Below are 25,350 nucleotides of genomic sequence, written 5' to 3'. Positions count from 1 at the left end.
CAGCGGTTGACTTGCGCGTAAAGCGTCGAACTCATGCCGAACAGCTTGATGAAGCCCTCAGCCTCCTCCACGCCCCAGTCGGCCGATTGCGCGTAGGTGGCGCCCTTGGCGTTGAGCAGGTGCGGCGACTTCACCGCCACTGCATCGACGCGGCCGCCGCGGGTTTCCAGCACCACTTCGCCGTTGACCTTGGCCTGCGAGGACTTAAGGAAGGCCTCGATGTCGGTCTTCAGCGGGTCGTGGTAGAAGCCTTCGTACACCAACTCCACCCACTTGCGTGCGACGTCCGGCTTGAAGCGGTTCTGCTGCTTGGTCAGCACGGCATCTTCCAGCGCGCGGTGCGCGGCCAGCAGCGAAACCAGGCCCGGGGCCTCGAACACGATGCGACCCTTCAGGCCGATCACGGTGTCGCCGGTGTAGACGCCGCGGCCAACGCCGTACGGGGCGAACAGCTTGTTGAGCTGGGCCAGGATCTGGTCGCCCGGCAGCGCCTTGCCGTCCAGTTCCACGGCTTCGCCTTCAACGAACTTCAGGGTCACGGTCAGCGCCTGTTCCGGCCATTCGCTGCGCGGCGAGCACCAGCCACGCGCGCCTTCACCCGGGGCTTCCCAACGGTCGATCTCACCGCCGGACATGGTCACGCCCAGCAGGTTCTCGTTGATGGTGTAGGCCTGCTGCTTGGCGCGCACGCCGAAGCCGCGCTCTTCCAGGTACTTCTGCTCGTAGGCGCGGGTCTGGGTGTGTTCCTTCTGGATCTCGCGGATCGGCGCGATGATCTGGTAGTCGCCCAGTGCCTTCACAGCCAGGTCGAAGCGGACCTGGTCGTTGCCCATGCCGGTGCAGCCGTGGGCGATGATGTGGGTACCCAGCTCGGCAGCACGCTTCAGCGCGGCATCGACGATCAGGTAGCGGTCCGAAACCAGCAGCGGGTACTGGCCCTGGTAGCCTTCGCCGGCCCACACGAACGGCTTGACGAAGCCTTCCCAGATGGCCGGGCCACCATTGACGGTGACGTGGCTGGTCACGCCCAGTTCGGCGGCGCGCTTCTCGATGAAATCGCGCTCTTCATCATCCACGCCACCGGTGTCGGCGAACACGGTGTGCACGTTGTAGCCACGCTCCTGCAGGTACGGCACGCAGAAGCTGGTATCCAGGCCGCCGGAGAAGGCGAGAACGACGTCTTTGTTGCTCATGGGGGTCAGGTCCACTTGGGGGATGGGAATTCGGTAGAGCCGACCGCTGGTCGGCTGAAGTGTTGGATCAGCGCCCGGCAACCGCGGCCATGATCGCCTTCTGCACGTGCAGGCGGTTCTCGGCTTCGTTGATGGCGATGCACTGCGGCGAATCCATCACCGCATCGGTGGCCTTCACGTTGCGGCGCAACGGCAGGCAGTGGCTGAACACCCCGTTGTTGGTCAGCGCCATCTTCCGTTCGTCCACGATGAAGTGCTTGAACTGGTCACGGATCGGCTTTTCCGGTTCCCAGTTGCCGAAGAACGGCAGCGCGCCCCAGCTCTTGGCGTAGACCACGTCGGCGCCTGCGTAGGCGCTGTCGATGTCATGGCTGATCTTCAGCGAACCGCCGCTCTCGGCCACGTTCTGCTCGGCCCAGCCCATGTAGCGGTCGTCGAGGATGTAGTCGGCGGTCGGGCACAGCAGGGTCACGTCCATGCCCATGCGGGTGGCGATGGTCAGCGCCGAATTGGCAACGGCAGTGTTCAGCGGCTTGGGGTGGTAGGTCCAGGTCAGCACGTACTTCTTGCCGCGCAGGTCCTGGGTGCCGAAGTGCTCCTGCAGCGCCATGATGTGGGCCAGCTCCTGGCACGGATGGGTGATGGTCTCCATGTTGATGACCGGCACCGGCGAGTACTTGGCGAAGCTGTTGAGGACGATGTCCTGGCGGTCGTAGGCCCAGTCGACGAACTTGGGGAACGCGCGCACGGCGATGATGTCGCAGTAACGGCCCAGCACCTTGGCCACTTCAGCGATGTGCTCTTCGGTATCGCCGTCCATCACCGTGCCGAGGTTGAACTCGATCGGCCACGCATCCTTGCCCGGCTGCAGCACCACCGCGTGGGCGCCGAGCTGGAACGCGCCCAGTTCGAAGCTGGTGCGGGTGCGCATGGACGGGTTGAAGAACACCAGCGCGATCGACTTGCCCTTGAGCTGGTCGCCGAGCTTGTTGCGCTTGAACAGCGCGGCCTGGGTCAGCAGCGCGTCGAGATCGCTGCGGCTCCAGTCCTGGGTGTTCAGGAAGTGCTTGGGGGACATCATCTTTCCTTGCGTGGCGGCGCCGGGTTCGACGCAGTGGAAGGGAAAAGCAGGAACCAAAGGTGGAGCGAAAAGGTTGCAGTTGCAGCTATCAGAACGCAGAAACGAAAAAACCCAGCCGGCGGGCTGGGTTTTTTTCGGACGAACAGCAAAAAGCTCCGGTTACCCAGCGAGAATGTGGGGTTCCGGTCGACGCGCACGCGAGGTCATGCCAGACGCCTGTCGGGCTGCGCTGCTGTCGTGCTGGAAGTCGGTGAGCTTCATGGCCGAATATCTTTGCATGCGGCCGTGACCGGCGCAAGGGGCCGGGGTCGCAGAATCAGGGATTGCCGGCGGCGCCCTGCTCCGGACCGACCCAGGGGGTGATCGACACCCGGATCTTGAGCCGGTTGCCGGGGTCTTCCGGCAGCCGCGAGCGGTACTTGGTGCCCTTGTAGACGTAATCCACGTCGTAGGCGATGGGCCGGCGGAATTCACGCCCCACCGGCACGATGCGGCAGTCGCGGGTCAGCATGGGGCCGTTGTTGGCCGGCGCCGGGGCCGGCGACTCGGTTCCGACCTCCTCAACGGCCTCCTCGTCACTGCGCTTGAACATCGAGCGCACCGAGTCCCAGAAGCGGCTGATCCGGCCCTTGTCCTCGACCGGCTCCTCGCCGGTCACGTTCACCGGGGCCAGGGTCCGGGTCGACACCGGCTCGCAGTGCTCCTCGGTGCGGGTCGCGCGCAGGGTCTGGAACACGGGTTCGACGTTCAGCACCTGCGCGTAGTCGAACTTCACGTTCTCCACGATCACCACCCGGTTGCGGGGCTCGGCCTCCTGGGCCAGCACCACGGCGGGCAGCGCCGACAGGTAGGCCAGGGTCAGCAACGCGGTGGATTTCATTGGCGACGGGAGCAAGGACACGGCAATAGTGTAGGCAGTGGCGAGCGCAAGGGGCTGAACATTACCCGTCCACGCTGCTCCTGCCCACCCCACCCGGAGGAACCGGCGTCCACCGGTGGCAGCCAGTGCCCCCAAAGGGGGCCGACACGTTCTAAAATCACAGGCTTGTCCCCCAGCCACAGCCCCATGACCCTGCGCCTGCACAACAACCTGACTCGCCAGCTCGAACCGTTCACCCCGCTCGACCCGGCCTGTCCGACCCTGTATGTGTGCGGCCCCACGGTCTACAACTACGTGCACATCGGCAACGCCCGTGGCCCGGTGGTGTTCGGGGTGCTGGCCGACCTGCTGCGGCGGCGTTTCGGCGCACTGCGCTACGCCCGCAACATCACCGACGTGGACGACAAGATCAACACCGCCGCGCGCGAGCAGGGGGTGCCGATCAGCACCATCACCGACAGGTTCGCCGCCGCCTACCGTGAAGACATGGCCGCGCTGGGCGTGGTGCCGCCTGACATCGAACCGGAAGTGACCGCGCACATGCCGCAGATCATCACCATGATCGAGCAGTTGATCGCCAGTGGTCATGCCTATGCCGCCGAAGGCCACGTGCTGTTTGCGGTGGCCAGCTTCGATGGCTACGGCAAGCTCTCCCGCCGCGACCCGGAAGAAATGCTGGCTGGCGCCCGCGTCGATGTCGCCCCCTACAAGCGTGATCCGGGCGATTTCGTGCTGTGGAAGCCATCCAGCGACGACCTGCCCGGCTGGGAATCGCCCTGGGGCCGTGGCCGCCCGGGCTGGCACATCGAATGCTCGGCGATGGCCGCCGCCCACCTGGGCGAGACCATCGACATCCATGCCGGCGGCGTCGACCTGCAGTTCCCGCACCACGAGAACGAGCTTGCGCAGAGCGAATGCGCCCACGGCGGCAAGATCTTCGCCCGCTTCTGGCTGCACAACGGCATGCTCAACTTCGGCGGCGCCAAGATGAGCAAGTCGCTGGGCAACATCGAGCGCGTGCATGATCTGGTGCGCCAGCATCCGCCAGAAGCGCTGCGCCTGGCCCTGCTGTCGGCCCACTACCGGCAGCCGCTGGACTGGTCCGATGCGCTGATCGAACAATCGGTGCGCACCCTGGACCGCCTGTACGGCACCCTGCGCGAACTGGCGTCGATCGAGGCCACGGCAGTGATTCCGGCCACGGTCGAGGCGACCCTGGACGACGATCTCAACACCCCACAGGCGCTGGCCGAAGTGGCCCGCATCGCCGCCGATGCGCGTCGTGCCACCGACCCGGCCGAGCAGGCGCGCCTGAAGGGTGAACTGCTCGGCGCCGGCCTGGCACTGGGCCTGCTGCAGGCCGATCCGGCGCAGTGGTTCGGCACCGTGGCCAGCGATGACGGCGACGATGCCCGCATCCAGGGCCTGATCGACGAGCGCGCCGCGGCCAAGAAGGCACGCGACTTCGCCCGTGCCGACTCCATCCGCGACCAGCTGGCCGCCGAAGGCATCGTGCTGGATGACACCCCGCAGGGCGTTCGCTGGTCGCGCAAGCGCAGCTGACCTGCCCTGCCCCGTGGCCGGTCCGCCGGCCAGGCCCCCACCGTAGAGACTGTTGTGACCGACTCCCCGTTCCCGCTTGAATCCACCGCCGCCGAGGCCCAGACCGCCATCGCCGAGGAATTCGGCTTCTTCGGCGACTGGTCCGAGCGCTACCAGTACCTGATCGACCTCGGCCGCAAGCTGCCGGCCTTCCCGGAAGAATGGAAGACCGAAGAGCATCGCCTGCTCGGCTGCCAGTCGATGGTCTGGATCGTGCCGGAAGGCAACGCGCAGTCGCTGCGCTTCCATGCCATCAGCGATTCGGCGATTGTCTCCGGCCTGATCTTCCTGGCGCTGCGCGTGTACTCCGGGCGCTCGGCGCAGGAGATCCTGGCCACCGAACCGAGCTACATCCAGGACGTCGGCCTGGCCCGCCACCTCTCGCCCACCCGCAGCAACGGCGTGGCGGCGATGCTGGCGTTCATCCGTGAGACGGCGCAGGCGCAGCTGCAGCGCGACCCGTCGTGAGCGAGCCCGCCACGGCCGAAGACAGTGCACTGGGCCTGCTGTCCCGGCCCGGTTTCGCCAGGCTGCTGGCCTACCGCATCTTTGCGATGCTGTCCTACCAGGTGGTCGCGGTCACTGTCGGCTGGCACATCTACGAAGTCACCCGCAATCCGTTCTCGCTGGGCCTGATCGGCCTGGCCGAGGTCGTGCCGTTCTTCTGCGTGGCTCCGTTCGCCGGTTACCTGGTGGATCACCTGCCGCGCCGTCGGCTGGGCATGGTCGCCTGTTGCGGGCTGATCGCCACTGCACTGGTATTGACCAGCGTGGCCATGGGCTGGTTGCCGATTGACGGCGTGTGGCCGATCTACGCGGCCATCGCGCTGACCGGCATGGTCCGCGCCTTCCTGTCGCCGATCTACAACGCCTTGTTCGCCCGCGTGCTGGCCCGTGACCAGTTTGCCCGTGGCGCCGGCCTGGGCGCGGTGGTGTTCCAGGCCGGCATGATCGCCGGCCCGGCATTGGGCGGCGTGCTGGTCGGCTTCGGTGGCAAGGGCCTGTCCTACGCGGTGGCTACGGCCTTTGCGCTGGTGGCGATGGCCTGCCTGGCCACGCTGAAGGTGGAAGAACCGGTGCATACCGGTCCGGCCGCACCGATCTTCAAGAGCATCGCCGAAGGCGCGCGCTTCGTGGTCGGCAACCGGATCATGGTCGGCGCGATGGCGCTGGACATGTTCTCGGTGCTGCTGGGCGGCGTGGTAGCGATGCTGCCGGCGTTCCTGCACGAGATCCTGCACCACGGCCCGGAAGGCCTGGGCATCCTGCGCGCGATGCCGGCGCTGGGCTCGGTGTGCGTAGGCCTGTGGCTGGCGCGCCACCCGCTGCACCGCAATGCCGGCCGCGTCCTGCTGTTCGCGGTGGCCGGCTTCGGCCTGTGCGTGATCAGCTTCGGGTTGTCGCAGCACTTCTGGCTGTCGGCGCTGATCCTGCTGTTCTACGGCGCGTTCGATGGTGTCTCGGTGGTGATCCGCTCGACCATCCTGCAGTTGGCTACGCCGGAAGAGATGCGCGGTCGCGTATCGTCGATCAACGGCATCTTCATCAGTTCGTCCAACGAGCTGGGCGCGTTCTATGCCGGCACGATGGCGAAGCTGCTCGGCCTGGTGCCGGCGGTGGTGCTGGGCGGATTCGCGGTGCTGAGCGTGGCCGGGATCACCGCGTGGAAGAACCCAACGCTGCGGAAACTGAATCTTCGCGACCTGCAGTGACGCTGCTAACAGCGGATTCGGCGGCGCCGGGTGTTTGGCTGGGGCCGTTGCTCTCCCTCGATGATTGGGCTTGTCACTTTCTTTTCGCGAAAAGAAAGTAACCAAAGAAACGCTCCGCCATCCGCGAGCCGGCGCTGCGCGCCGGTGCCCTGTGCTCCTCGGTGAATCAGGGGACGGCGCCGAACTCGCTGCGCTCAAACAGCGGCGCCTCTTCGCCCCTGATTCCCCTGCGGTGCTCGGCTCGCTACAAGGCGGACTCAACAGCCGCAAGCACGCATGACCGCTCCTGTCGGCCTGAGCAGAGCGTGGACTCGGCTCTACATCGGCCGCGCACGCAGGAAACCGTCGAGAGCCTGCGGGTGGGTACGGGCGGGACCGTCCGCGGCATGGATGCCGCGGCCGAGCTTACAGGGATGTACTTGCAGCGTGTCCTGCCCGGACCCACCCGCAGGCTCCACCCGATACCCGCAAGGCGCTGCTCTACACAGCCAACACGAACCCAACAAAAAACCCGGCCGAAGCCGGGTTTTTCGCATGACCAGACAACGAACTGGAATCAGTCGCCCTGCTGCTTCTGCAGGTGCTCCCAACGCTCCTGGGCGTCGATGGTGCGCTCGGCGGTCAGGCGCGCTTCCAGGCGCTCCAGGCCGATTTCTTCGCCGGTGTCGACGCAGTACCCGTAGTCGCCGGCTTCCAGGCGCTTCAGGGTGCTGTCGATCTTGCCGATCAGCTTGCGGTAGCGGTCGCGGGTACGCAGTTCCAGCGAGTTCTCGGTCTCGCGGGTCGCACGCTCGGCTTCGTCGCCGATGTCACGCACTTCCTCGCGCAGGTTCTCGATGGTCTGCTTGGACTCTTCCACCAGGTCCGCGCGCCAGTTCTGCAGGCGCTGGCGGAAATACTCCTGCTGCAGCGAGCTCATGTATTCCTCTTCCGAGGACGGCTTGTAGCCAGCCGGCAGGATCGGGCGGCCAGTGGCCTCGTCGGTCTTGTACTCGACCACCTTGTACTTGCTGCGCGGGGCCGGTGCTGCCGAGCGGGCGGCGACGGCCACGGCAACCTTGCCGACAGGGCGCGACACGGTCTTCGGGGCGGAATCGGATTTCACGGCGGTTTTGGCAGGCGATTTCGAAACGGGCACGGGATTCTTGGATTGCGGGGCCTTCGAAGCGACAGGAGCGGCGGCCGGGGCCGGCGTTGAGGCCGGCTGGGCTGCCGCCACTGCCACGGTCTTGGCCGGGACAGGCTTGGCCGGAGCCGGCTTGGCAGCAGGCTTCGGTGCGGACTTCACTACTGGGGCCGGGGTCGGCTTTGTGGCCGGCGCGGCAACGTTCTTGGCAACCTTCTTTACAGCGGCGGGCGTGGCGGCCGGTTTAGCCGCAGCGACCTTCTTTGCTACGGGCTTGGCGACCGGCTTGGCTGCAGCCTTCTTCACCACCGCCTTCGGCGCTGGCTTGGCGGCTGCCTTCCTGGCCACCGGCTTGGCGGCGGCCTTCTTCACCGGCGCAGCCTTGCTGACGGTCTTCTTCACCGGCGCCTTCTTGCTGGCAGCGGCTGGCTTGGCCTTGGCGGGCGCAGCGGCCTTCTTCGCCACCGGCTTGGTTGCCTTGACCGGCGTTTTCTTTGCGGTGGCCTTCCTGGCCGCCGGTTGCGAGGACGCTGCCTTGGTCGCCGGCTTGCTGGCCGGCTTCTTGGCAACGGGCTTTGCCGCCAACTTCTTCACAACAGGCTTGGCGGTTTTCTTGGCGGCCGTTGCGGCCTTCTTTGCAGTTTTTTTAGCAGCCACGAAACGCTCTTCCTTGGATTCCCCGGGGCCCGGGAAAGCGGGCCTTTATAGCCTACCCGACCCGCAGCAGCAACCTCGGCACCCTGCCCCATTCAGTCCTGGAGCCAAGGCGCCCAATGGGCAGTCCGACGAACACGGACCGCCTTGCGCGGTACGGAACCTGGCCAGCACCCGAAGGTGCTGGTACCGGTCGCAGGCCATCGGCGACATGCGACCAACGGCCCATCCTGCACAAATGCGGCCTTCATGCCAACTGGCATAAGATGACTGGGTGATCTCGCGCCTGCTCATTGCCCTGCTGCGCTTCTACAAGCGCTTCATCAGCCCCCTGCTGGGGCCACGCTGCCGTTTCGTGCCGAGCTGTTCTGAATACGCGATGGAAGCCATCTCGCGGCACGGCCCGCTGCGCGGCAGCTGGCTGGCTGCGCGCCGGCTGGGCCGCTGCCACCCGTTCCACCCCGGCGGCTTCGACCCGGTGCCCGAATCCAACCACGCCCCCTCTTGCCGTTGCACAGGAAAACACTGACATGTCCTCCACGCTCATCACCAACGCCCGGATGGTCAACGAAGGCCGCACCTTCGACGGCGACCTGCGCATCGAGAACGGCCGCATCGCGCAGATCGGCAATGGGCTGGCGCCGCGCGACGGCGAGCAGGTGGTGGACGCCGCCGGGCGCTGGCTGCTGCCCGGCATGATCGACGACCAGGTGCATTTCCGCGAACCGGGCCTGACCCACAAGGGCGACATCGCCAGCGAATCGGCCGCGGCCGTGGCCGGTGGCCTGACCAGCTTCATGGACATGCCCAACACCAACCCGCCGACGCTGGATTCGACCATCCTGGAAGCCAAGTACGAGCTCGCGCGCGGCCGCGCCTGGGCCAACTACGGCTTCTACCATGGCGCCAGCAATGACAACCTGGACGCGATCCGTGCGCTGGATCCGAAGAAGGCGCCCGGCGTGAAGGTGTTCATGGGTGCTTCGACCGGCAACATGCTGGTCGACAACCCGGAAACGCTGGACGCGATCTTCCGCGAATGCCCGACCCCGATCATCACGCACTGCGAAGACACGCCGATGATCGATGCCAACCTCAAGGCCTTCCAGGAAAAGTACGGCGATGCGCTGACCCCGGACATGCACCCGGACATCCGTTCGCGCGAAGCCTGCATCAAGTCGACGCGCCTGGCGATGTCGCTGGCACGCAAGCACGGCACCCGCCTGCATGTGCTGCACATCTCCACCGCCGATGAGCTGGCGCTGTTCGAGAAGGGCCCGCTGATCCGCGCCGATGGCAGCCGCAAGCAGATCACCGCCGAAACCTGCGTGCACTTCCTGCACTTCGCGCGTCCGGACTACGCGACCAAGGGCAACCTGATCAAGTGCAACCCGGCGATCAAGGAAGTGTCCGACCGCGAGGCAATCACCGCTGCCTTGGCCGATGACGTGCTGGACGTGCTGGCCACCGACCACGCGCCGCACACCTGGGAAGAGAAGCAGAAGCCCTACGCGCAGGCGCCGTCGGGCCTGCCGCTGGTGCAGTACGCGCTGGTGGCCGCGCTGGAGCGGGTGCACGAAGGCAAGCTGACCCGCGAGCAGGTGGTGCAGAAATTCGCACATGCGCCGGCGCAGCTGTTCGACGTGGAAGAACGCGGCTTCCTGCGCGAAGGCTACTTTGCCGACCTGGTGCTGGTGGAGGACGTGCCGTTCACCGTCAAGCGCGAGGACGTGCTGTCCAAGTGCGGCTGGTCGCCGTTTGAAGGCACCACCTTCCGTTCCCGCGTGGCCTCCACTTGGGTCAACGGCCAGCTGGTGTGGGACGGCAGCAAGCTGGTGGGTGAACCCGCCGGCCAGCGCATGACCTACGACCGCTGATGCGTTCGGCACTGATGATCGGGGCGCTGCTGCTGGCCGCGCCCCTGTTTTCCACTTCCCGGGCGCAGGCGCAGGATGGCATCGGCAGCCTGATCGACAGCCGCGTGGTGTTCCCGGCCAGTGCGTCGCAGGGCGCGCTGGTGATCGGCAAGGTACCCGCCGGCAGTCGCGTGCAGTATGCCGGCCGCCAGCTGCGGGTAAGCGGCTACGGCAGCGTGGTGTTCGGCATCGGCCGCGACGAGAAGGGTCCGCTGCGCGTACAGGTGCAACGCCCCGATGGTGGCAGCGAGACCGCGACCATTGCGGTGACGCCGCGCGACTGGCCCACCGAGCGGGTCAACGGGGTGCCACCGAAGACGGTCAATCCGCCGGCGGCGATCGCCGAGCGGATCAAGCGCGAACAGGCGCAGGTGACCGCCGCACGTGCCCGCGATGACGACCGCACCGACTTCACCCAGACCTTCATCTGGCCGGTACAGGGCCGCATCAGCGGCCGCTTCGGCAATGCACGCGTCTACAACGGGCAGCCGGGGGCCGGTCACTCCGGCATGGACATCGCGGTGCCGACCGGCACCCCGGTGAAGGCGCCGGCGGCCGGCATCGTGACCTTCGCCGGTCCGGACCTGTACCTGACCGGTGGCACGCTGCTGCTCGACCACGGCTTCGGGATCAGCTCCAACTTCCTGCACCTTTCGCGCATCGACGTAAAAGTTGGCGACCGTGTGGAGCAGGGCCAGGTGATCGCTGCCGTCGGCGCCACCGGCCGTGCCACCGGCCCGCACCTGCACTGGGGCATGAACTGGTTCGACACCCGCATCGACCCGTTGCTGGTGCTGGAACGCAAATAACGGTAGTGCCGGCCGCTGGCCGGCAACCGCATGAATTCTGCAGTGCCCGAGCTGCCGGCCAGCGGCCGGCACTACCAGACAGTTGGATCAACCGCGCGCGGCCCACCACACGCGCAGCAACGTGCGCACCGGGGTGGCTTCGATTGGCTTGCCTGCGGCCTGCGCGGCAACGCGGGCGCGCGCCAGGCTCGACCACACGCGCCGCGGGCGCGGACCCGGCACGCGGCTGCCCCATCCTTTCAACAGGTACTGGGCCCAGCGCTGCGCGGCCGTGCTGGAATCCTCATCCAACAGGCTGCGCGGCACACCGGCCACGCCGGCGTCCTGCAGGCGCTGGGCCAGGGTCTGCAGCTGCACCGCACGACCGGCGCCGGTGCGCGGCTTGTCGGCAAACAAGGCCGCTTCCACTGCGGCCACGGCGTCGGCGTAATTGGCCAGCGCACGCTCGGCACCGGCTGCATCCAGCGCAACGGTACGCGCTTCAACGAGGTCCGGCAGTGCTTCGGCCAGTTGCACCCACGGCGCACGCACCGGCTCCAGCAGACGGCCCAGCGGATGGCGCGAACGATGCCCTGCCCAGCTGCGCAGCTCCTCGCCCCACCACGCCAGCTTGGCATCGGCGGGCAGCGGATCGCCGCTGGTGTTGAGCATGTCGTCGAACTCCTGCAGCAGCGCAAACCACGCCACTGCGAGCTCGCGTTGCGGTTCGGCCACGAACGGGGCGGCCACCGACCATTCCGGCCAACGGCTGCGCCACTTGTCGAGGAAACTGTCCAGCGCGGTACTGCTCACTACGGGATTCCTTACGGCTGGGCCGGGGCTGCCGGCCGGGTCGGCCAGAGACTGGCCAGTTGCAGAAGTTCAGCGTTCTCGACCAGCACGTCGGCCTGCCAGGCCAGCGGATCGTCGCTGTGCAGGCGGTAGCCCCACAGCGCCGCCACCGACGGCATCGCGGCAGCACGTGCAGCGATGATGTCGCGCTCGTCATCACCCACGTACACGCAGTCTTCGGCGGCCATGCCGATGGCCTGCGCAGCGTGCAGCAGTGGAAGCGGGTGCGGCTTGCGCTCGGCCAGGCTGTCACCGCCGACCAGCACCGCGCAGCGCTGCTGCCAACCATGCTGCGGCAGGATCAGGCGCGCCAGGTACTCCGGCTTGTTGGTGACGATGCCCCATACCGTACCGGCCTCATCCAGCGCGGCGAGCATGCCGGCCACGCCGTCGAACAGCACCGCGTACTGGCCGATCAGCGCTTCGTAGCGCTGCAGGAATTCCGGGATCAATGCATCGCGCGCAGCGGCATCCAGGTCCGGGAAAGCGGCCCCGACCATCGCGCGCGAGCCCTTGGAGACCACCGGCCGCAGCTGCGCCGGATCGACCGCTGCCCGGCCCCGCTCGGCCAGCATCGCATTGCAGGTGGCGACGAAGTCCGGCGCGCTGTCCAGCAACGTGCCATCCAGGTCGAACAGCACCGCACGCGGGAAGCGGGCGGAGGTCATGCCGGCTTGACCGCGTAGGCCAGGTAGTTGATGTCGGTGCGGCTGCTCAGGCGGGCATGGTTGCGCCACGGCTCGTAGGCCATGCCGCTGACATCCACCAGCTGCAGGTCGGCCTCGCGCAGCCAGCGCGCCAGCTCGGCCGGCTTGATGAATTCCTGGTAGTGGTGGGTGCCCCTGGGCAGCAGCCGCGCCACGTACTCGGCGCCGACAATCGCCACCGCGAAGGCGGCCGCGGTGCGGTTGATGGTCGACAGGAACAGGTGGCCGCCCGGCTTCAGCAGGCGCTTGCAGGCGTCGATGATCGCGCCCGGGTCTGGCACGTGCTCGAGCATTTCCATGCAGGTGACCACATCGAAACTGCCCGGTTGCTCGGCGGCCAGATCCTCGGCGGCCTGCACGCGGTAGTCGACCTTGGCACCGCTTTCCAGCGCATGCAGGCGCGCGACCTTCACCAGTTCCGGGGCCAGGTCGATGGCGGTGACGTCGGCGCCGGCCTGCGCCAGTGCTTCGCTCAGCAGCCCGCCACCGCAGCCGATGTCGAGCACGCGCGCGCCACGCAACGGCACGCGGTCGGCGACGTACTTCAGGCGTACCGGGTTCAGCGCATGCAGCGGCTTCTGCGGGCCGTCAGCATCCCACCAGCGGTTGGCCAGCGCGGCGAACTTGTCCAGCTCGGCCTGATCGAAATTGGAAGAAGCGTGGGGGGCAGTCATGAGGGGTCCTTGCGGCGCCAGGGGTCAGGCGCGGATATGACGGATACGCTCGCGCCACTGGCGCGCGTTGGCGATGATGCCCGGCAGGTCCATGCCGACCAGCTCGCGCTGCAACAGCTTCGGCTTGCCGGCGATCCAGACGTCGCTGACCTGCTGGCGGCCGGTGGCATACACCAGCTGCGACAGCACGTTGTGCAGCGGCTGGGTTTCCAGCGCCGACAGGTCGACACAGACCAGGTCGGCCTGCTTGCCGACTTCGATCGAACCGATGCGGTCAGCAAAGCCCAGCGCACGGGCACCGCCCAGCGTCGCTGCGCGCAGCGTGGTGGCCGCGTCCAGCGCGGTGGCATCATCGGCCACGGCCTTGGCCAGGATCGCTGCGGTACGGTTCTCGCTGAACATGTCCAGATCGTTGTTGCTGGCGCAGCCATCGGTGCCGATCGCCAGGTTCACACCGGCGCGCTGCAGGGCGCAGGCCGGGCAGAAGCCGGAGGCCAGCTTCAGGTTCGATTCGGGGCAATGCACGACGCTGACGCCGCGTTCGGCGCACAGGTGGATTTCCGCATCGGTCAGCTGGGTCATGTGCACCGCGATCAGGCGGTCGTTGACCAGGCCAAGGCGATCCAGCCGCGCCAGCGGGCGCTGGCCGTGCAGCTTGATCGAATCGTTGATCTCCTGCGCGGTCTCGTGGGTGTGCAGGTGCACCTGCATGTCGAGCTGGTCGGACAGCATACGCACCCGCTCGAAGTTGGCATCGTTGACCGTGTACGGCGCATGCGGCGCGAACGCGGTCCCGATCAGCGGATCGGTGCGCCACTGGTCGTGCAGTTCACCAGCCTTGGCGAAGTATTCGTCATCGGTCCTGGCCCAGGCGGTGGGGAAATCGATGATGACCGCGCCGACCAGCGCGCGGAAACCGTGCTTCTTGTAGACCGCGGCCTGCACGTCGCCGAAGAAGTAGTTCTCGTTTGCGCAGGTGGTGCCGCCGCGCAGCATCTCGGCGATGGCCAGGGTGGTGCCGTCGGCCACGAATTCCGGCCCGATCACGGCCGCTTCCACCGGCCAGATGTGCTGCTGCAGCCAGGTCATCAGCGGCAGGTCGTCGGCGACGCCGCGCAGCAGTGTCATCGGGTTGTGCGTGTGCGCGTTGACCAGGCCCGGCATCAGCGCCGACTCGGGGCGGCTGACCACCTGCGCGGCACGGAAGCGTGCGCGCGCCTCGGCACGCGGCAGGATGGCCACGATCTCGCTGCCACGCACGGCAACGGCATGGTCTTCCAGCACCACCGCATGCGGCTCGATCGGAACGACATGACCAGCTTCGATGAGCAGGTCGCAGGCTTCGGGGAGGTGCGGGCTATCGCTCATGCGGGCTCACTGGCTGGGGGGCGGCGAGATACTTCTGGGGACACGCCCCTGGGTCAGGGGCTGCCGCGAAGCGGCGGGGTCTGGAGACCCGTGAAGCGGGGCCCATGATCTGCCGAAGCAGATCATGGGAGCACCAGCGCGAATGCGCTGGCGCGTGTCCGAGCACGGCTCGGCTCTACAGCAAGGTCGGCCTGCGGCCGGAACCTTATTTGACGCGTGCGGAGTATTCGCCCGAACGGGTGTCGACACGGATCACTTCGTCCTGGTTGACGAACAGCGGCACGCGGACCACGGCACCGGTTTCCAGGGTGGCCGGCTTGCCGCCGCCGCCCGAGGTGTCGCCACGGACGCCCGGATCGGTTTCGGTGATCTTCAGTTCGACGAAGTTCGGCGGCTGAACGAAGATCGGCTCGCCGTTCCACAGGGTGACCACGCAGGACTCTTCGCCCTTCAGCCACTTCTCGGCGCCGCCCATGCCGGCCTTGGTGGCCTGGACCTGTTCGAAGGACTCCGGGTCCATGAAGTGCCAGTACTCGCCGTCGCTGTACATGAAGTTCATGTCGGTATCGACGACGTCGGCTGCATCCAGCGAGTCGGTCGACTTCATGGTCACTTCCTGGGTACGGCCGTCCTTGATCAGGCGGTACTTCACGCGGGTGAAGGCCTGGCCCTTGCCCGGCTTGACGTATTCGGTGTCGATGATGACGGCCGGTTGGTTGTTGACCAGGATCTTCATCCCGTTCTTGACGTCGTTCATGCCGTAGCTGGCCATGCGTAAACTCCTGAGTGGCAGAAACGCCGCGGGTGCGGCGAGCCGTTAGAATGGAAAGCCCACCGGATGCCGGTGGGCGACTGTTTTTCTGCCCCCATGATAACCGCAGGCCCCCTCTCCATGCAGCTTTCCGCCTTCCCCCGGCCCCAGTCGCCAGGCGCGCCCGCGCGCTGGCAGCAGCTCTGGCGCCAGGCGCTGCGCGACCCGCACGCCCTGCTGGCCCGGCTGCAGCTGGACCCGGCGGCGCTGGGTGTCTCGGAGGCGGCCATGGACCAGTTCGCATTGCGCGTGCCCGAGGGCTTCGTGGCCCGCATGCGCGTGGGCGATGCGGCCGACCCGCTGCTGCGCCAGGTGCTGCCGATCGACGAGGAAATGCGCCCGGCGCCCGGGTTCAGCTTCGACGCGGTGGGTGATGGTGCCGCCAGGAAGGCTACCGGGGTGATCCAGAAGTACCGTGGCCGTGCCCTGCTGGTCGCCACCGGCAGCTGCGCGATCAACTGCCGCTACTGCTTCCGCCGCCACTTCGACTATGCCGCGGAAAACGCTGCCAAGGGCGGCTGGCAGGAGGCCGTAGCCGCCATCGCGGCCGACCCGGACATCGATGAGGTGATCCTGTCCGGCGGTGACCCGTTGTCACTGGCCACGCACAAGCTGGTCGAACTGACCGACGCCCTGCGCGCGATTCCGCATATCCGCCGCCTGCGCATCCATACCCGGCTGCCGATCGTGCTACCGGAACGCGTGGACGATGAACTGGTGTGCTGGCTGGGCAGCCTGCCATGGCCGCTGGCGATCGTGGTCCACGCCAATCACGCCAATGAATTCGACGCCAGCGTGGACGCGGCGATGGCCCGCCTGCGCGGCGTCGGCGCCCAGCTGCTGAACCAGGCGGTACTGCTGCGCGGGGTCAACGACAGCGTGCAGGCCCTGCAGGACCTGAGCGAGCGCAGCTTCGCCGCTGGCGTGCTGCCCTACTACCTGCACCAGCTGGACCGGGTCGAAGGCGTGGCCCACTTCGAAGTGGATGATGCCCAGGCCAAGGCGCTGATTGCCGGCCTGACCGCACGCCTGTCCGGCTATCTGATTCCGAAACTGGTGCGCGAACTGCCCGGCGACCCGAGCAAGCGCCCGGTGTAGGAGCACTGCCGGGGTCAGATCCCTTTTCCGACGGAAAAGGGATCTGACCCCAGCACAACGTCAGTCGGTCAGAGGCCCGATTCGATCATCCGCACCACTTCGGTGGCGGTCACCGGGTGGCTCAGCCAGTAGCCCTGGCCAAGATCGCAGCCGCGCTGCACCAGCAGTTCGAACTGCGCCTGCTGCTCGATGCCCTCGGCCACCACGGTGATGCCCAGTGCGTGGGCCATGGCGATGATCGCCGTGGTCAGCGCCAGATCGTCGGGATCGCGCTGCATGTCGGCCACGAAGCTCTTGTCGATCTTCACGCCGTCCACCGGTACCTGGCGAAGATGGCTGAGACCGGAGAAGCCGGTGCCGAAATCGTCCAGCCAGACCTTCACGCCGGTGCGGTGCAGCTTGTCCAGCAGCTGCGCGGCAACCATTTCGTCGCCGATCACCGCGGTTTCGGTCAACTCCAGGTGCAGGCGCGACGCCGGCAGCCCGGACTCGTGCAGGCACTGCGCGACCAATGCCGGCAGTTCACCGCCGCGCAGCTGCCGCGGCGACACATTCACCGACACGAACAGATCATCGCCGCCCGCCCCACGTGGCCACTGCGAGGCTTCCATGCAGGCCGCACGCAGCACCTTCGGGCCGATGAGCTCGATCAGCCCGCTCTGCTCGGCCACTTCGATGAACACCGACGGCGGAATCGTACCCAAGGTCGGATGCTGCCAGCGCAGCAGCACTTCCACGCCGACCATGCGGCGATCGCGCATGCGGAAGATCGGCTGGTAGGCCAGGCGCAGCTCGCCGCGCTCCCAGGCCCCGCGCAGCTCCTGCTCCATGTGCACGCGGCGCTCGACCGCGTGGTCCATCGCACGGCTGTAATAGCGGTAGCAGTTCTTGCCGGCCATCTTGGCCTGGTACATGGCGATGTCGCCGTTCTTCAGCAGCGTGGTCGCATCGGCGGCATCATCCGGGAACAGGGTCACGCCGATCGAAGTGCCCAGGAACAGTTCCCGGCCCTGCACCACCAGCGGCTTGCCCAGCTCGCGCACCAGCACTTCGGCCAGCAGCCGTGCGTTGGCCGCCACGTCGCCATCACCGACCAGGATCACGAACTCGTCGCCGCCAAAGCGGGCCAGCAGGGCTTCATCGCCACCGGCCTCGGTAACCGCACTGCCGATGCGCTGCGCGAACTGCAACAGCGCTTCGTCACCGGCCTCATGGCCCAGGGTGTCGTTGACGCGCTTGAAATCGTCGATATCGGCAAACAGCAGGCCCAGCCGATGATTGGATGCGCGCGCGGCCATCAGGCGATGGTCCAGCGCCTCCCTGAATGCCAACCGGTTGGTCAGCCCGGTCAGTGCATCGGTATAGGCCATGCGCCGCACCTCGCGGTCATGGCGGGCGATGGCATCGCGCATGCGGGCGAAGCCGCGCACCAGCTCGCCGACTTCGTCGTCGCGGGTGTTCTCGGCCAGCGGCGCCTGGTAGTCGCCAGCCTCGATGCGGCGCGCCGCAGCGGCCAGGTCCCGGATCGGCGCCACCAGGGTGCGCTGCACGTACAGGATCACCACCACGCCGATCACCACCAGCAGGCCCAGCATCAGCAGCAGCCAGCCCAGGTGGCGGCTGCCGACCTGCTGCAGGCGCTCGCCGAGCGTGGCATTGGCGGCCTGTTCGCGCTGCTGCACCTCGTCCAGCGCCATGCCGACGCGGACGCCGCCGATGCGCTGGTTGCCGACCATGATCGGCATGGTGTTGTCGAGTACCTTAGGCGATTCCTGCACCACCAGCGCCTGCGCCACCGCGGCCTTGGGGGCCAGCGGGTCGGTCATCGGCTGGCCGAAGCCGGACACCTCGATCGAGCCGTCATGCACCAGCCGGCCACGTTCGTCGAACACCAGCACATAGCGCACGACCGGCTGCCGTGCGGTGCTGCGCACCAGCGCACCGACCTGGTCCAGGTCGCGGTAGTACAGCGGGTTGGCCAGCGCGTCGGACAGCTCGCGCGCCATCGCTTCGCCGCGGCTGCGCACGCTGCGGTCGAACAGTTCATGGATGACGCCACCACTGAGGTTGCGCACCTCGCCCTGCATCGCCGCCTGCCGCCCCAGCAACACCGCCAGGATCGCCACCACCACGACCATCGCCCCGCCCATCGCGAGCAGGAACCGGGCCTGCATTCCCGAGCCGAGCCACTTCATTCCACTTCCATCCGCACGCGCGTCAATCCTTGTTTCAATTCATCCAGCCGCTGCTGCGCATGCGCATCGACGCGGTGGAAACCGGAAGTGCCGAAAAACCGATGCAGCGCCCCCTGTGCCTGCGGGTCGCTGGCCGCCTGCAGCAGGACGTCCTGCAGCCGGTCACGTACCCGCGGGTCAAGGTCGGCGCGAACCATTTCCACCGCCCGTGGGTAGGGTTCGGTGCGCAGCAGTTCGCGGAAGTCCCGCCGGAATGCCGTCGGCATCCGTCGCTCGTCATTCCAGTCCACGCTGCTCACCGCCCCCACTTCGACCATGCCCTTGTGCACGAACGTGGCGATGTTCAACTCGCTACGTGCGAACACGTACCCCACGCTGTCCCGGCCCGGCACGTCCCACACACCGGCCAGGATCTGCGGCGCCAGCCCCTCCTGCAGCAGCGTCATCACCGGCACCAGGTAGGCACTGGTGGACGCCGTGTTCTGCAGCGCCAGGCGATGCCCGCGCAGGTCCTGGATCCGCTGGATCGGACTGTCGCGACGCACGAAGAACACGGTCTGGTACTCACGCACGCCATTGCGCTCGGTCAGCAGCAGCGGCCGCGCGCCACTGCGCTGGCCCAGTGCCACCGCCGTACCCGACGTTTCCGTGACCCAGTCGACCCGCCCCCGCCGCAGATAGCTGGCCATCTGCTGCGGGTCGCGTGCCATCAGGATCCGCCCTTCGGTGATGCCGACGTCGTGCATGCGTGCCACTACATAGTCCAGCAACGGTTGCAGCTGCTCGTAATGGGCCTTGGGATCATCGCTGATCCGGCCCAGCACCAGCACCCGGTCCGGTGCTGCATGCACCGTCCCGGCCAGCAGGATCATGACCAGGCTCAGCAGTCCCCTCTGCACTGCCCTTCGCAGACCCGACACAGGCTTCATCCCCCCTGGGTATCCGGACAGACTACCCGAAAAAATGAGAACGTCGTCAGCTGTCCTTGTTTCCCGCCTGTGCCAGTCGCGCCATGCGCTGGGTGTCGGCGAGGATGCCGCGCAGCAGGCGCACTTCCTGCTCGCTCGGCTCGCTGCGCAGGAACAGCCGGCGCAGCTTGCGCATCGCCGATTCCGGCGCGCGGCCCTTGTGGAAATCGATCTCGTCCAGGGTGTCGCCAAGCTGGGCGAAGAAGCTCTCCATCTGCTCATGGCTTGCTGCCTGTTCGCGGAAACCGGGCTCGGCGTCCGCGGCCGGCTGCGCGCCCAGCAGCTGCATGCGTGTCTCATAGGCCAGCACCTGCACGGCGGCAGCCAGGTTGAGCGAGCTGAACGCCGGATCGGACGGGATGTGCACCGCCGCGTGGCAGAGCTGCAGTTCTTCGTTGGTCAGGCCAGTGCGCTCACGGCCGAACACCAGCGCCACCTCGGCGCCCTCGCCCGCCTTGGCCACCGCACGAGCGGCGGCATCGGCCGGCAGGTACTCCTCCAGCTGCACGCGGCGGGCACGCGCGGTGCAGCCCAGCACCAGGCGGCAATCGGCCACGGCCTCGGCCAGGGTGGCGACCACCGGGGCGTCCCCCAGCACATCTTCGGCACCGGCAGAGCGGCGGAAGGCCTCCTCGTCCAGCGGTTTCTCGGGGGCGACCAGCACCAGGCGGGCCAGGCCCATGGTCTTCAGGGCACGGGCGGCGGCGCCCATGTTGCCGGGGTGCTGGGTACCGACCAGGACGAATCGGAGGCGGGTGGCGGCGGGAAACTGGGACATGAACAGGGAAAAGGTCGAGCTGGACGATGACCAATGGTAAACTGTGCGGCCGGCCACTGCGCCGGACCCGCTCTTTTCCCCCGCCAGTCCATCTCTTCTGCCTTTCCGGGAGCCCACGCCATGCAGAAACCCGCCGTCACCGTCATGGTCAAGGCCGCCCGCCTCGCCGGCAACGTCCTGTTGCGCAACATCAACAAGCTCGAGGCACTGAACGTGGTGCAGAAGGGCCGGATGGACTACGCCAGCGAAGTGGATGCGGACGCGGAAAAGGTCATCGTCAAGGAACTAAAGCGCGCTTATCCGGACTACGGCATCTTCGGTGAAGAAGGTGGCGTGCAGGGCGAGCGCCGCCAGATGTGGGTCATCGACCCGCTGGACGGCACCAGCAACTACCTGCGTGGCGTGCCGCACTACTGCGTGTCGATCGCGCTGGTCGAGAACGGCGAGCCGACCGACGCGGTCATCTTCGACCCGCTGCGCAATGAACTGTTCACCGCCAGCCGGGGTGCCGGCGCCGTGCTGAACGACCGCCGCATCCGCGTGGCCGACCGCAAGGATCTGGAAGGCACGATGATCCACACCGGTTTCGCCCCGCGCGAGCGCAGCCGCGCCAGCGCCCAGCTGAAGGCGGTCGACGCCCTGCTGGTGCACGGCGAGGACATCCGCCGCACCGGTTCGGCGGCACTGGACCTGGCCTACGTGGCCTGCGGCCGTGCCGACGCCTACTTCGAAGCCGGCGTGAAGGCGTGGGACATCGCTGCCGGCCTGCTGCTGGTGCGCGAGGCGGGCGGCAAGGTCTGTGACTTCAAGGGCGCGACCCTGGGCCGCATGGACAACCGTGGCCCGGAGACCCACCAGATCGTGGCCGGCAACCTGAAGGTGGCCGAGTCACTGCAGAAGGTACTGGTCAACACCGGTTACGCGGCGGAGTTTGACGCGAAGTTCTGAGATTCCGTGTAAAGCGGTTCATGGAGACGGCGCCTGCGAGGGTGCCGTTTTCGTTTGCGCGCACGGAGATTCGTTTCCGCGACCGCGGAGGGGTGTCACTTTCTTTGCTCGTGCAAAGAAAGTGACCAAAGAAACACGCCGCCAGGGCGCGAGCCGATGCTGCGCATCGGTGCCCTGCGCTCCTCGGCCCGTCGAGGGACGGTGCGGGAACTCGCTGCGCTCAGACACCCGCACCTCTTCGCCCTCGCCGGACCTGCGGTGCTCAGCTCGCTCAAGGCGGACCCAAGGTCAAATGCCACAGCGGCACCCGGTTGATCCATGCTACGCGTGGATGCTGTTGCTCTTGATCTTGACCTTCCAGTCCGCCTTGAGCGAGCCGAGCATCGCAGGGGAATCAGGGGCGAAGAGGCGCCGGTGTTTGAGCGCAGCGAGTTCGGCGCCGTCCCCTGATTCGCCGAGAAGCGCAGGGCACCGGCGTGCGCAGCACGTCGGCTCGCGGCCGGCGGAGCGTTTCTTTGGTTACTTTCTTTGCGCGCAAAGAAAGTGACACCCCTCCGCGGTCGCGGAAATGATCCCGGCGCCACCAATGCATCGGCGCGCAAACAAAAACGCCCGGCGCGCGGCCAGGCGTTCCTGCACTACCGCGGAAGCACGGAGGCTTACGCCACCGTCGACGCCCGCAGCGCGGCGATGCGCTCTTCCAGCGGCGGGTGGCTCATGAACAGCTTCTTCGCCGTCGAACCGGAAATGCCGAAGGCGGCAATCTGGGTCGGCAACGTGCTCTGGCCGTGGTTGAGCTGCAGGCGCTCCAGCGCAGCGATCATCTTCTGGCGACCGGCCAGCGAGGCACCGCCGGCGTCGGCGCGGAACTCGCGGTGGCGTGAGAACCACATCGAGATCATCGTGGCGAACAGGCCGAACACCATCTCCAGCACGAACACGATGATGTAGTAAGCGAAGCCACGACCGCCGCCTTCGCGGTTGCCCGACAGCGCGCTGTCGATGATGCCGCCGACCACGCGGGCCAGCACGATCACGAAGGTGTTCAGCACGCCCTGCAGCAGCGCCATGGTGATCATGTCACCATTGGCGACGTGGGCGATCTCGTGGCCCAGCACCGCTTCAGCCTCGTCCTCGCTCATGTTGTGCAGCAGGCCGGTGGACACCGCCACCAGCGCGTTGTTGCGGTTGGCGCCGGTGGCGAAGGCATTGATCTCCGGGCCGTCATAGACCGCCACTTCCGGCATGCCGATGCCGGCGGCCTTGGCCTGGCGCTCGACCGTGGCCAGCAGCCAGCGCTCGGTCTGGTTGCGCGGCTCAGTGATCACCACCGCACCGGTGGAGCGCTTGGCCATCCACTTGGACAGCAGCAGCGAGATGAAGGAGCCACCGAAACCGAAGATGCCGGCCATCACCAGCAGGCCGCTCATCGAACGCGCGTCCACGCCCAGGATCGACATGACGATGCCGGCCAGGATCAGGACCGCGAGGTTGGTCGCCAGGAACAGGGCAATACGGGTGAACATGGGAAAATCCGGCTCGGAAGGGGTCGATATCTGTCAATTTGCGGTGCGCTCAGCTTGAATTCAAGCGCCAACCTGACCGACGATTCAGCCTGCATGACCGCCATTGTTCCCTGCGGCCGCTTCGCGCCCTCGCCGACCGGCCTGCTCCACCCCGGATCCCTGCTTGCCGCCTTCGGCAGCTGGCTGCTGGCCCGCCACCACGGCGGCCTGTGGCGGCTGCGCATCGAAGACGTTGACCCGCCGCGTACCGTACCCGGCGCCGCACAGTCACAGCTGCAGGCACTGGCTGCGTTCGGCCTGGTCCACGACGGCCCGGTCCTGTGGCAGAGCGCTCGAGGCGAGGCCTACCAGGCCGCGCTGGACGTGTTGCTGGCCAGCGACCAGGCGTTCATCTGCCACTGCAGCCGCAGCGAACTGGCTGCCAGCGGCGGCATCCACCACCGCTGCGTTGCGCGGCAGCCGCGACCGGATCCTGCCGTCCGCTTCCGCGTACCGCCCGGCAACCTGGTCCGCTTCGACGATGGCCTGCGTGGCCCGCAGCAGCAGGACGTGCATGCCGAAGTCGGCGACTTCGTGCTGCGCCGTGCCGACGGCTGCTGGGCCTACCAGCTCGCGGTGGTGGTCGATGACGCCGCGCAGGGGGTGACCGAAGTGGTGCGCGGCGCCGATCTGCTCGATTCCACCGCGCGGCAGATCCTGCTGCAGCAGGCGCTGGGCCTGGCCGTGCCGCGCTACTGGCACCTGCCGCTGCTGCTAGACGCCCCCGGCCACAAGCTGTCCAAGTCGCTGGCGTCGCTGCCGGTGGACAGTACACGGCCGGTGCCGGTACTGCGCGCGCTCTGGCAGCTGCTGGGCCAGGCCCCTGCCGCACTGGACGGCGCCGATGACCGGGATGCGCTGCTGCACACTGCGCAACGGGCATTCGACCCGGCTCGACTGCCGCGGACCGACATCCTGTTGCCGGCCGGCGCACTTTCCGCGCCGATGTTGCAGAATCCCCCTTCCCCCACCTGATTCCCGGACAGCATTCCATGACATCTCGCGTCGCACTGGTCACCGGCGGAACCGGCGGCATCGGTACCGCCATCTGCCAACGCCTGGCCGACCAGGGCCACCGGGTCGCCACCAATTACCGCGACGAGGACAAGGCCCGCGCATGGCAGCAGGCGATGACCGAGCGCGGCTACAGCGTGTCGATCTTCCCGGGCGATGTCTCCGATCCAGGCAGCGCCGAGGCGCTGGTGCGTGCGGTCGAGGCCGAGCTGGGCCCGGTCGAGATCCTGGTCAACAATGCCGGCATCACCCGCGACACGACGTTCCACCGCATGCGCGCGGACCAGTGGCACGATGTGATCAACACCAACCTCAATTCGGTGTTCAACGTCACCCGTCCGGTGATCGAAGGCATGCGGCGCCGCGGCTGGGGCCGGGTCATCCAGATCAGCTCGATCAACGGCCTGAAGGGCCAGTACGGCCAGGCCAACTACGCCGCGGCCAAGGCCGGCATGCATGGCTTCACCATTTCGCTGGCCCGCGAGAACGCCGGCTTCGGCATCACCGTGAACACCATTTCGCCCGGCTACGTCGCCACTGACATGGTGATGGCGGTTCCGGAGGACGTGCGCGCCAAGATCATCGCCGACATCCCCACCGGGCGCCTCGGCAAGCCGGAGGAAATCGCCTATGGCGTGTCCTTCCTGGTGGCCGAGGAAGCCTCGTGGATCACCGGCAGCAACCTGGACATCAACGGCGGCCACCACATGGGCTGGTAAGCCGCGCAGGGGCCGCTGCGGCATGCGCTGACGGCCCCTGCCGATGGTCATGCTGCGCAGCACGCAAACCCTTGCTGCGCAACATGATCGCCCCTGAAAGCCAAGCCTGGCGGGGGCTGGGGCGGTTGCAACCGCTGCTGCACTGCGCCATGCTGCGCGTCTACTGTGACGAGTACCGCTTCATGGCTGCGACCCGCATCATCAAGAAGTATCCGAACCGCCGTCTCTACGACACCGAGATCTCCAGCTACATCACCATCGAGGACGTGCGCCAGCTGATCCTGGACGGTGAAGACTTCGAAGTCCGCGACGCCAAGAGCGGCGACGACCTCACCCGTTCGGTCCTGCTGCAGATCATCGCCGACCAGGAACAGGACGGCGAACCGATGCTGTCGACCCAGCTGCTGAGCCAGCTGATCCGCTTCTACGGCGATTCCCTGCAGGGCTTCATGGGCAACTACCTGGAGCGCAGCATGCAGGTCTTCCTCGACCAGCAGCAGCAGTTCCGCCAGCAGATGGGCAACCTGCTGGGCCAGACCCCGTGGGCGATGATGAACCAGCTGACCGAGCGCAACCTGGAGCTGTGGCAGGAATTCCAGCGCAGCATGGGCAGCGGCTTCGGTGGCCCGCGCCCGGGCGGCACCGGAACGGGAACCGGCAACAAGCCCGGCGAACCCGGCACCGGTACCGGCACCGGTGGC

General features: G+C 67.3%; 24 protein-coding genes. 11 read left to right on the top strand and 13 right to left on the bottom strand.

Annotated elements, in window-relative coordinates; genetic code table 11:
• The 3 genes from N5E02_RS13100 to N5E02_RS13090 all read right to left on the bottom strand — a co-directional run.
• The coding region (locus tag N5E02_RS13100) for an argininosuccinate synthase (protein ID WP_065186039.1) at positions 1-1,193 on the bottom strand (1,193 nt) is incomplete at its 3' end.
• Between the two features lie 67 nt (positions 1,194-1,260).
• The gene (locus N5E02_RS13095) at positions 1,261-2,271 is read right to left on the bottom strand and encodes an N-acetylornithine carbamoyltransferase (RefSeq protein WP_005417714.1); all 1,011 of its coding nucleotides are present in this window, start codon (positions 2,269-2,271) and stop codon (positions 1,261-1,263) included.
• Between the two features lie 319 nt (positions 2,272-2,590).
• Positions 2,591-3,154 (bottom strand): hypothetical protein, encoded by a 564-nt coding sequence (locus tag N5E02_RS13090; protein ID WP_065178248.1) that lies wholly within the window; start codon positions 3,152-3,154, stop codon positions 2,591-2,593.
• A gap of 186 nt (positions 3,155-3,340) precedes the next feature.
• On the opposite strand from N5E02_RS13090, the gene cysS reads away from it, so the two are divergent.
• From cysS to N5E02_RS13075, 3 genes are read left to right on the top strand one after another with little or no spacing between them, the layout of a single operon-like run.
• Entirely contained in the window at positions 3,341-4,717 is a 1,377-nt protein-coding gene (cysS, locus tag N5E02_RS13085) for a cysteine--tRNA ligase (protein WP_279946347.1), read from the top strand.
• 54 nt (positions 4,718-4,771) lie between these two features.
• A complete protein-coding gene (locus N5E02_RS13080) occupies positions 4,772-5,224 on the top strand; it encodes a SufE family protein (RefSeq protein ID WP_279946346.1) in 453 nt (150 codons plus the stop codon).
• Positions 5,221-6,468, top strand: a complete 1,248-nt coding sequence (locus N5E02_RS13075; protein WP_005417718.1) for an MFS transporter — start codon at positions 5,221-5,223, stop codon at positions 6,466-6,468. Before N5E02_RS13080 ends, N5E02_RS13075 begins: the two co-directional genes overlap by 4 nt.
• Before the next feature lie 556 nt (positions 6,469-7,024).
• Here the strand turns inward: N5E02_RS13075 and dksA are convergent.
• Positions 7,025-8,251 carry an RNA polymerase-binding protein DksA gene (dksA, locus tag N5E02_RS13070; protein ID WP_065186037.1) on the bottom strand — a complete coding sequence of 409 codons (1,227 nt, stop codon included), beginning with the start codon at positions 8,249-8,251 and terminating at the stop codon, positions 7,025-7,027.
• Between the two features lie 271 nt (positions 8,252-8,522).
• Between dksA and yidD the strand changes: the two genes are divergently transcribed.
• From yidD to N5E02_RS13055, 3 genes are read left to right on the top strand one after another with little or no spacing between them, the layout of a single operon-like run.
• The gene (gene yidD / locus N5E02_RS13065) at positions 8,523-8,777 is read left to right on the top strand and encodes a membrane protein insertion efficiency factor YidD (RefSeq protein ID WP_010486626.1); all 255 of its coding nucleotides are present in this window, start codon (positions 8,523-8,525) and stop codon (positions 8,775-8,777) included.
• 1 nt (position 8,778) lies between these two features.
• Positions 8,779-10,125: a dihydroorotase gene (locus N5E02_RS13060; RefSeq protein WP_010486624.1), complete on the top strand. Its 1,347-nt coding sequence runs from the start codon at positions 8,779-8,781 to the stop codon at positions 10,123-10,125.
• Entirely contained in the window at positions 10,125-10,973 is an 849-nt protein-coding gene (locus N5E02_RS13055) for a M23 family metallopeptidase (RefSeq protein WP_279946345.1), read from the top strand. The genes N5E02_RS13060 and N5E02_RS13055 overlap by 1 nt, the downstream gene beginning before the upstream one ends.
• An 87-nt stretch (positions 10,974-11,060) precedes the next feature.
• On the opposite strand, the gene N5E02_RS13050 is transcribed toward N5E02_RS13055, so the two are convergent.
• From N5E02_RS13050 to efp, 5 genes are all read right to left on the bottom strand, one after another.
• Entirely contained in the window at positions 11,061-11,765 is a 705-nt protein-coding gene (locus N5E02_RS13050) for a squalene/phytoene synthase family protein (RefSeq protein WP_065196619.1), read from the bottom strand.
• Between the two features lie 11 nt (positions 11,766-11,776).
• Positions 11,777-12,472: a phosphoglycolate phosphatase gene (locus N5E02_RS13045; RefSeq protein WP_005417733.1), complete on the bottom strand. Its 696-nt coding sequence runs from the start codon at positions 12,470-12,472 to the stop codon at positions 11,777-11,779.
• Positions 12,469-13,185, bottom strand: a complete 717-nt coding sequence (ubiG, locus tag N5E02_RS13040; RefSeq protein ID WP_049412667.1) for a bifunctional 2-polyprenyl-6-hydroxyphenol methylase/3-demethylubiquinol 3-O-methyltransferase UbiG — start codon at positions 13,183-13,185, stop codon at positions 12,469-12,471. The genes N5E02_RS13045 and ubiG overlap by 4 nt, the downstream gene beginning before the upstream one ends.
• 24 nt (positions 13,186-13,209) lie before the next feature.
• Complete coding sequence (locus tag N5E02_RS13035) at positions 13,210-14,553, bottom strand: TRZ/ATZ family hydrolase (RefSeq protein WP_065196618.1); 1,344 nt, start codon at positions 14,551-14,553, stop codon at positions 13,210-13,212.
• A gap of 205 nt (positions 14,554-14,758) precedes the next feature.
• Positions 14,759-15,325: an elongation factor P gene (gene efp, locus N5E02_RS13030; RefSeq protein WP_005410381.1), complete on the bottom strand. Its 567-nt coding sequence runs from the start codon at positions 15,323-15,325 to the stop codon at positions 14,759-14,761.
• Between the two features lie 96 nt (positions 15,326-15,421).
• Between efp and epmB the strand changes: the two genes are divergently transcribed.
• On the top strand, positions 15,422-16,462 hold the full coding sequence (epmB, locus tag N5E02_RS13025; protein ID WP_155760286.1) for an EF-P beta-lysylation protein EpmB: 1,041 nt from the start codon (positions 15,422-15,424) through the stop codon (positions 16,460-16,462).
• Positions 16,463-16,530: 68 nt separating this feature from the next.
• Here epmB and N5E02_RS13020 read toward each other — a convergent pair whose 3' ends face one another.
• From N5E02_RS13020 to N5E02_RS13010, 3 genes are all read right to left on the bottom strand, one after another.
• On the bottom strand, positions 16,531-18,657 hold the full coding sequence (locus N5E02_RS13020) for an EAL domain-containing protein (RefSeq protein ID WP_005417742.1): 2,127 nt from the start codon (positions 18,655-18,657) through the stop codon (positions 16,531-16,533).
• Complete coding sequence (locus N5E02_RS13015; RefSeq protein ID WP_065186031.1) at positions 18,654-19,529, bottom strand: phosphate/phosphite/phosphonate ABC transporter substrate-binding protein; 876 nt, start codon at positions 19,527-19,529, stop codon at positions 18,654-18,656. The genes N5E02_RS13020 and N5E02_RS13015 overlap by 4 nt, the downstream gene beginning before the upstream one ends.
• A 103-nt stretch (positions 19,530-19,632) precedes the next feature.
• Positions 19,633-20,403, bottom strand: coding sequence for an RNA methyltransferase (locus N5E02_RS13010; RefSeq protein ID WP_032956141.1), 771 nt, complete (start codon positions 20,401-20,403; stop codon positions 19,633-19,635).
• A 120-nt stretch (positions 20,404-20,523) separates the two neighbouring features.
• On the opposite strand from N5E02_RS13010, the gene N5E02_RS13005 reads away from it, so the two are divergent.
• Positions 20,524-21,351, top strand: a complete 828-nt coding sequence (locus N5E02_RS13005) for an inositol monophosphatase family protein (protein ID WP_005417749.1) — start codon at positions 20,524-20,526, stop codon at positions 21,349-21,351.
• A 659-nt stretch (positions 21,352-22,010) separates the two neighbouring features.
• Here N5E02_RS13005 and htpX read toward each other — a convergent pair.
• Positions 22,011-22,877, bottom strand: coding sequence for a protease HtpX (htpX, locus tag N5E02_RS13000; RefSeq protein WP_049415827.1), 867 nt, complete (start codon positions 22,875-22,877; stop codon positions 22,011-22,013).
• Between the two features lie 93 nt (positions 22,878-22,970).
• Here htpX and gluQRS point away from each other — a divergent pair, with 93 nt between their 5' ends.
• From gluQRS to phaR, 3 genes are all read left to right on the top strand, one after another.
• Complete coding sequence (gluQRS, locus tag N5E02_RS12995) at positions 22,971-23,891, top strand: tRNA glutamyl-Q(34) synthetase GluQRS (protein WP_065178239.1); 921 nt, start codon at positions 22,971-22,973, stop codon at positions 23,889-23,891.
• 17 nt (positions 23,892-23,908) lie between these two features.
• Positions 23,909-24,649: an acetoacetyl-CoA reductase gene (phbB, locus tag N5E02_RS12990; protein ID WP_005417754.1), complete on the top strand. Its 741-nt coding sequence runs from the start codon at positions 23,909-23,911 to the stop codon at positions 24,647-24,649.
• 182 nt (positions 24,650-24,831) lie between these two features.
• Positions 24,832-25,350, top strand: a 519-nt coding sequence (phaR, locus tag N5E02_RS12985) for a polyhydroxyalkanoate synthesis repressor PhaR (RefSeq protein ID WP_279946348.1), incomplete at its 3' end; no start/stop codon positions are given.

Origin of the sequence: Stenotrophomonas sp. GD03777, assembly GCF_029842485.1 — a bacterium.
Taxonomy (GTDB): Bacteria; Pseudomonadota; Gammaproteobacteria; order Xanthomonadales; family Xanthomonadaceae; genus Stenotrophomonas; species Stenotrophomonas sepilia.
This window is presented reverse-complemented; position numbering and strand designations above follow the sequence as displayed.

Bases quoted from the DNA above. Each gene is read 5' to 3' on its own strand.
- phbB (WP_005417754.1), top strand. From the start codon at position 23,909: ATGACATCTCGCGTCGCACTGGTCACCGGCGGAACCGGCGGCATCGGT.
- N5E02_RS13045 (WP_005417733.1), bottom strand. From the start codon at position 12,472: ATGACCTCCGCCCGCTTCCCGCGTGCGGTGCTGTTCGACCTGGATGGC.
- N5E02_RS13035 (WP_065196618.1), bottom strand. From the start codon at position 14,553: ATGAGCGATAGCCCGCACCTCCCCGAAGCCTGCGACCTGCTCATCGAA.
- epmB (WP_155760286.1), top strand. From the start codon at position 15,422: ATGATAACCGCAGGCCCCCTCTCCATGCAGCTTTCCGCCTTCCCCCGG.
- gluQRS (WP_065178239.1), top strand. From the start codon at position 22,971: ATGACCGCCATTGTTCCCTGCGGCCGCTTCGCGCCCTCGCCGACCGGC.
- N5E02_RS13015 (WP_065186031.1), bottom strand. From the start codon at position 19,529: ATGATCCTGCTGGCCGGGACGGTGCATGCAGCACCGGACCGGGTGCTG.
- N5E02_RS13090 (WP_065178248.1), bottom strand. From the start codon at position 3,154: ATGAAATCCACCGCGTTGCTGACCCTGGCCTACCTGTCGGCGCTGCCC.
- N5E02_RS13060 (WP_010486624.1), top strand. From the start codon at position 8,779: ATGTCCTCCACGCTCATCACCAACGCCCGGATGGTCAACGAAGGCCGC.
- N5E02_RS13010 (WP_032956141.1), bottom strand. From the start codon at position 20,403: ATGTCCCAGTTTCCCGCCGCCACCCGCCTCCGATTCGTCCTGGTCGGT.
- cysS (WP_279946347.1), top strand. From the start codon at position 3,341: ATGACCCTGCGCCTGCACAACAACCTGACTCGCCAGCTCGAACCGTTC.
- N5E02_RS13020 (WP_005417742.1), bottom strand. From the start codon at position 18,657: ATGAAGTGGCTCGGCTCGGGAATGCAGGCCCGGTTCCTGCTCGCGATG.
- N5E02_RS13055 (WP_279946345.1), top strand. From the start codon at position 10,125: ATGCGTTCGGCACTGATGATCGGGGCGCTGCTGCTGGCCGCGCCCCTG.
- N5E02_RS13005 (WP_005417749.1), top strand. From the start codon at position 20,524: ATGCAGAAACCCGCCGTCACCGTCATGGTCAAGGCCGCCCGCCTCGCC.
- htpX (WP_049415827.1), bottom strand. From the start codon at position 22,877: ATGTTCACCCGTATTGCCCTGTTCCTGGCGACCAACCTCGCGGTCCTG.
- efp (WP_005410381.1), bottom strand. From the start codon at position 15,325: ATGGCCAGCTACGGCATGAACGACGTCAAGAACGGGATGAAGATCCTG.
- N5E02_RS13095 (WP_005417714.1), bottom strand. From the start codon at position 2,271: ATGTCCCCCAAGCACTTCCTGAACACCCAGGACTGGAGCCGCAGCGAT.
- ubiG (WP_049412667.1), bottom strand. From the start codon at position 13,185: ATGACTGCCCCCCACGCTTCTTCCAATTTCGATCAGGCCGAGCTGGAC.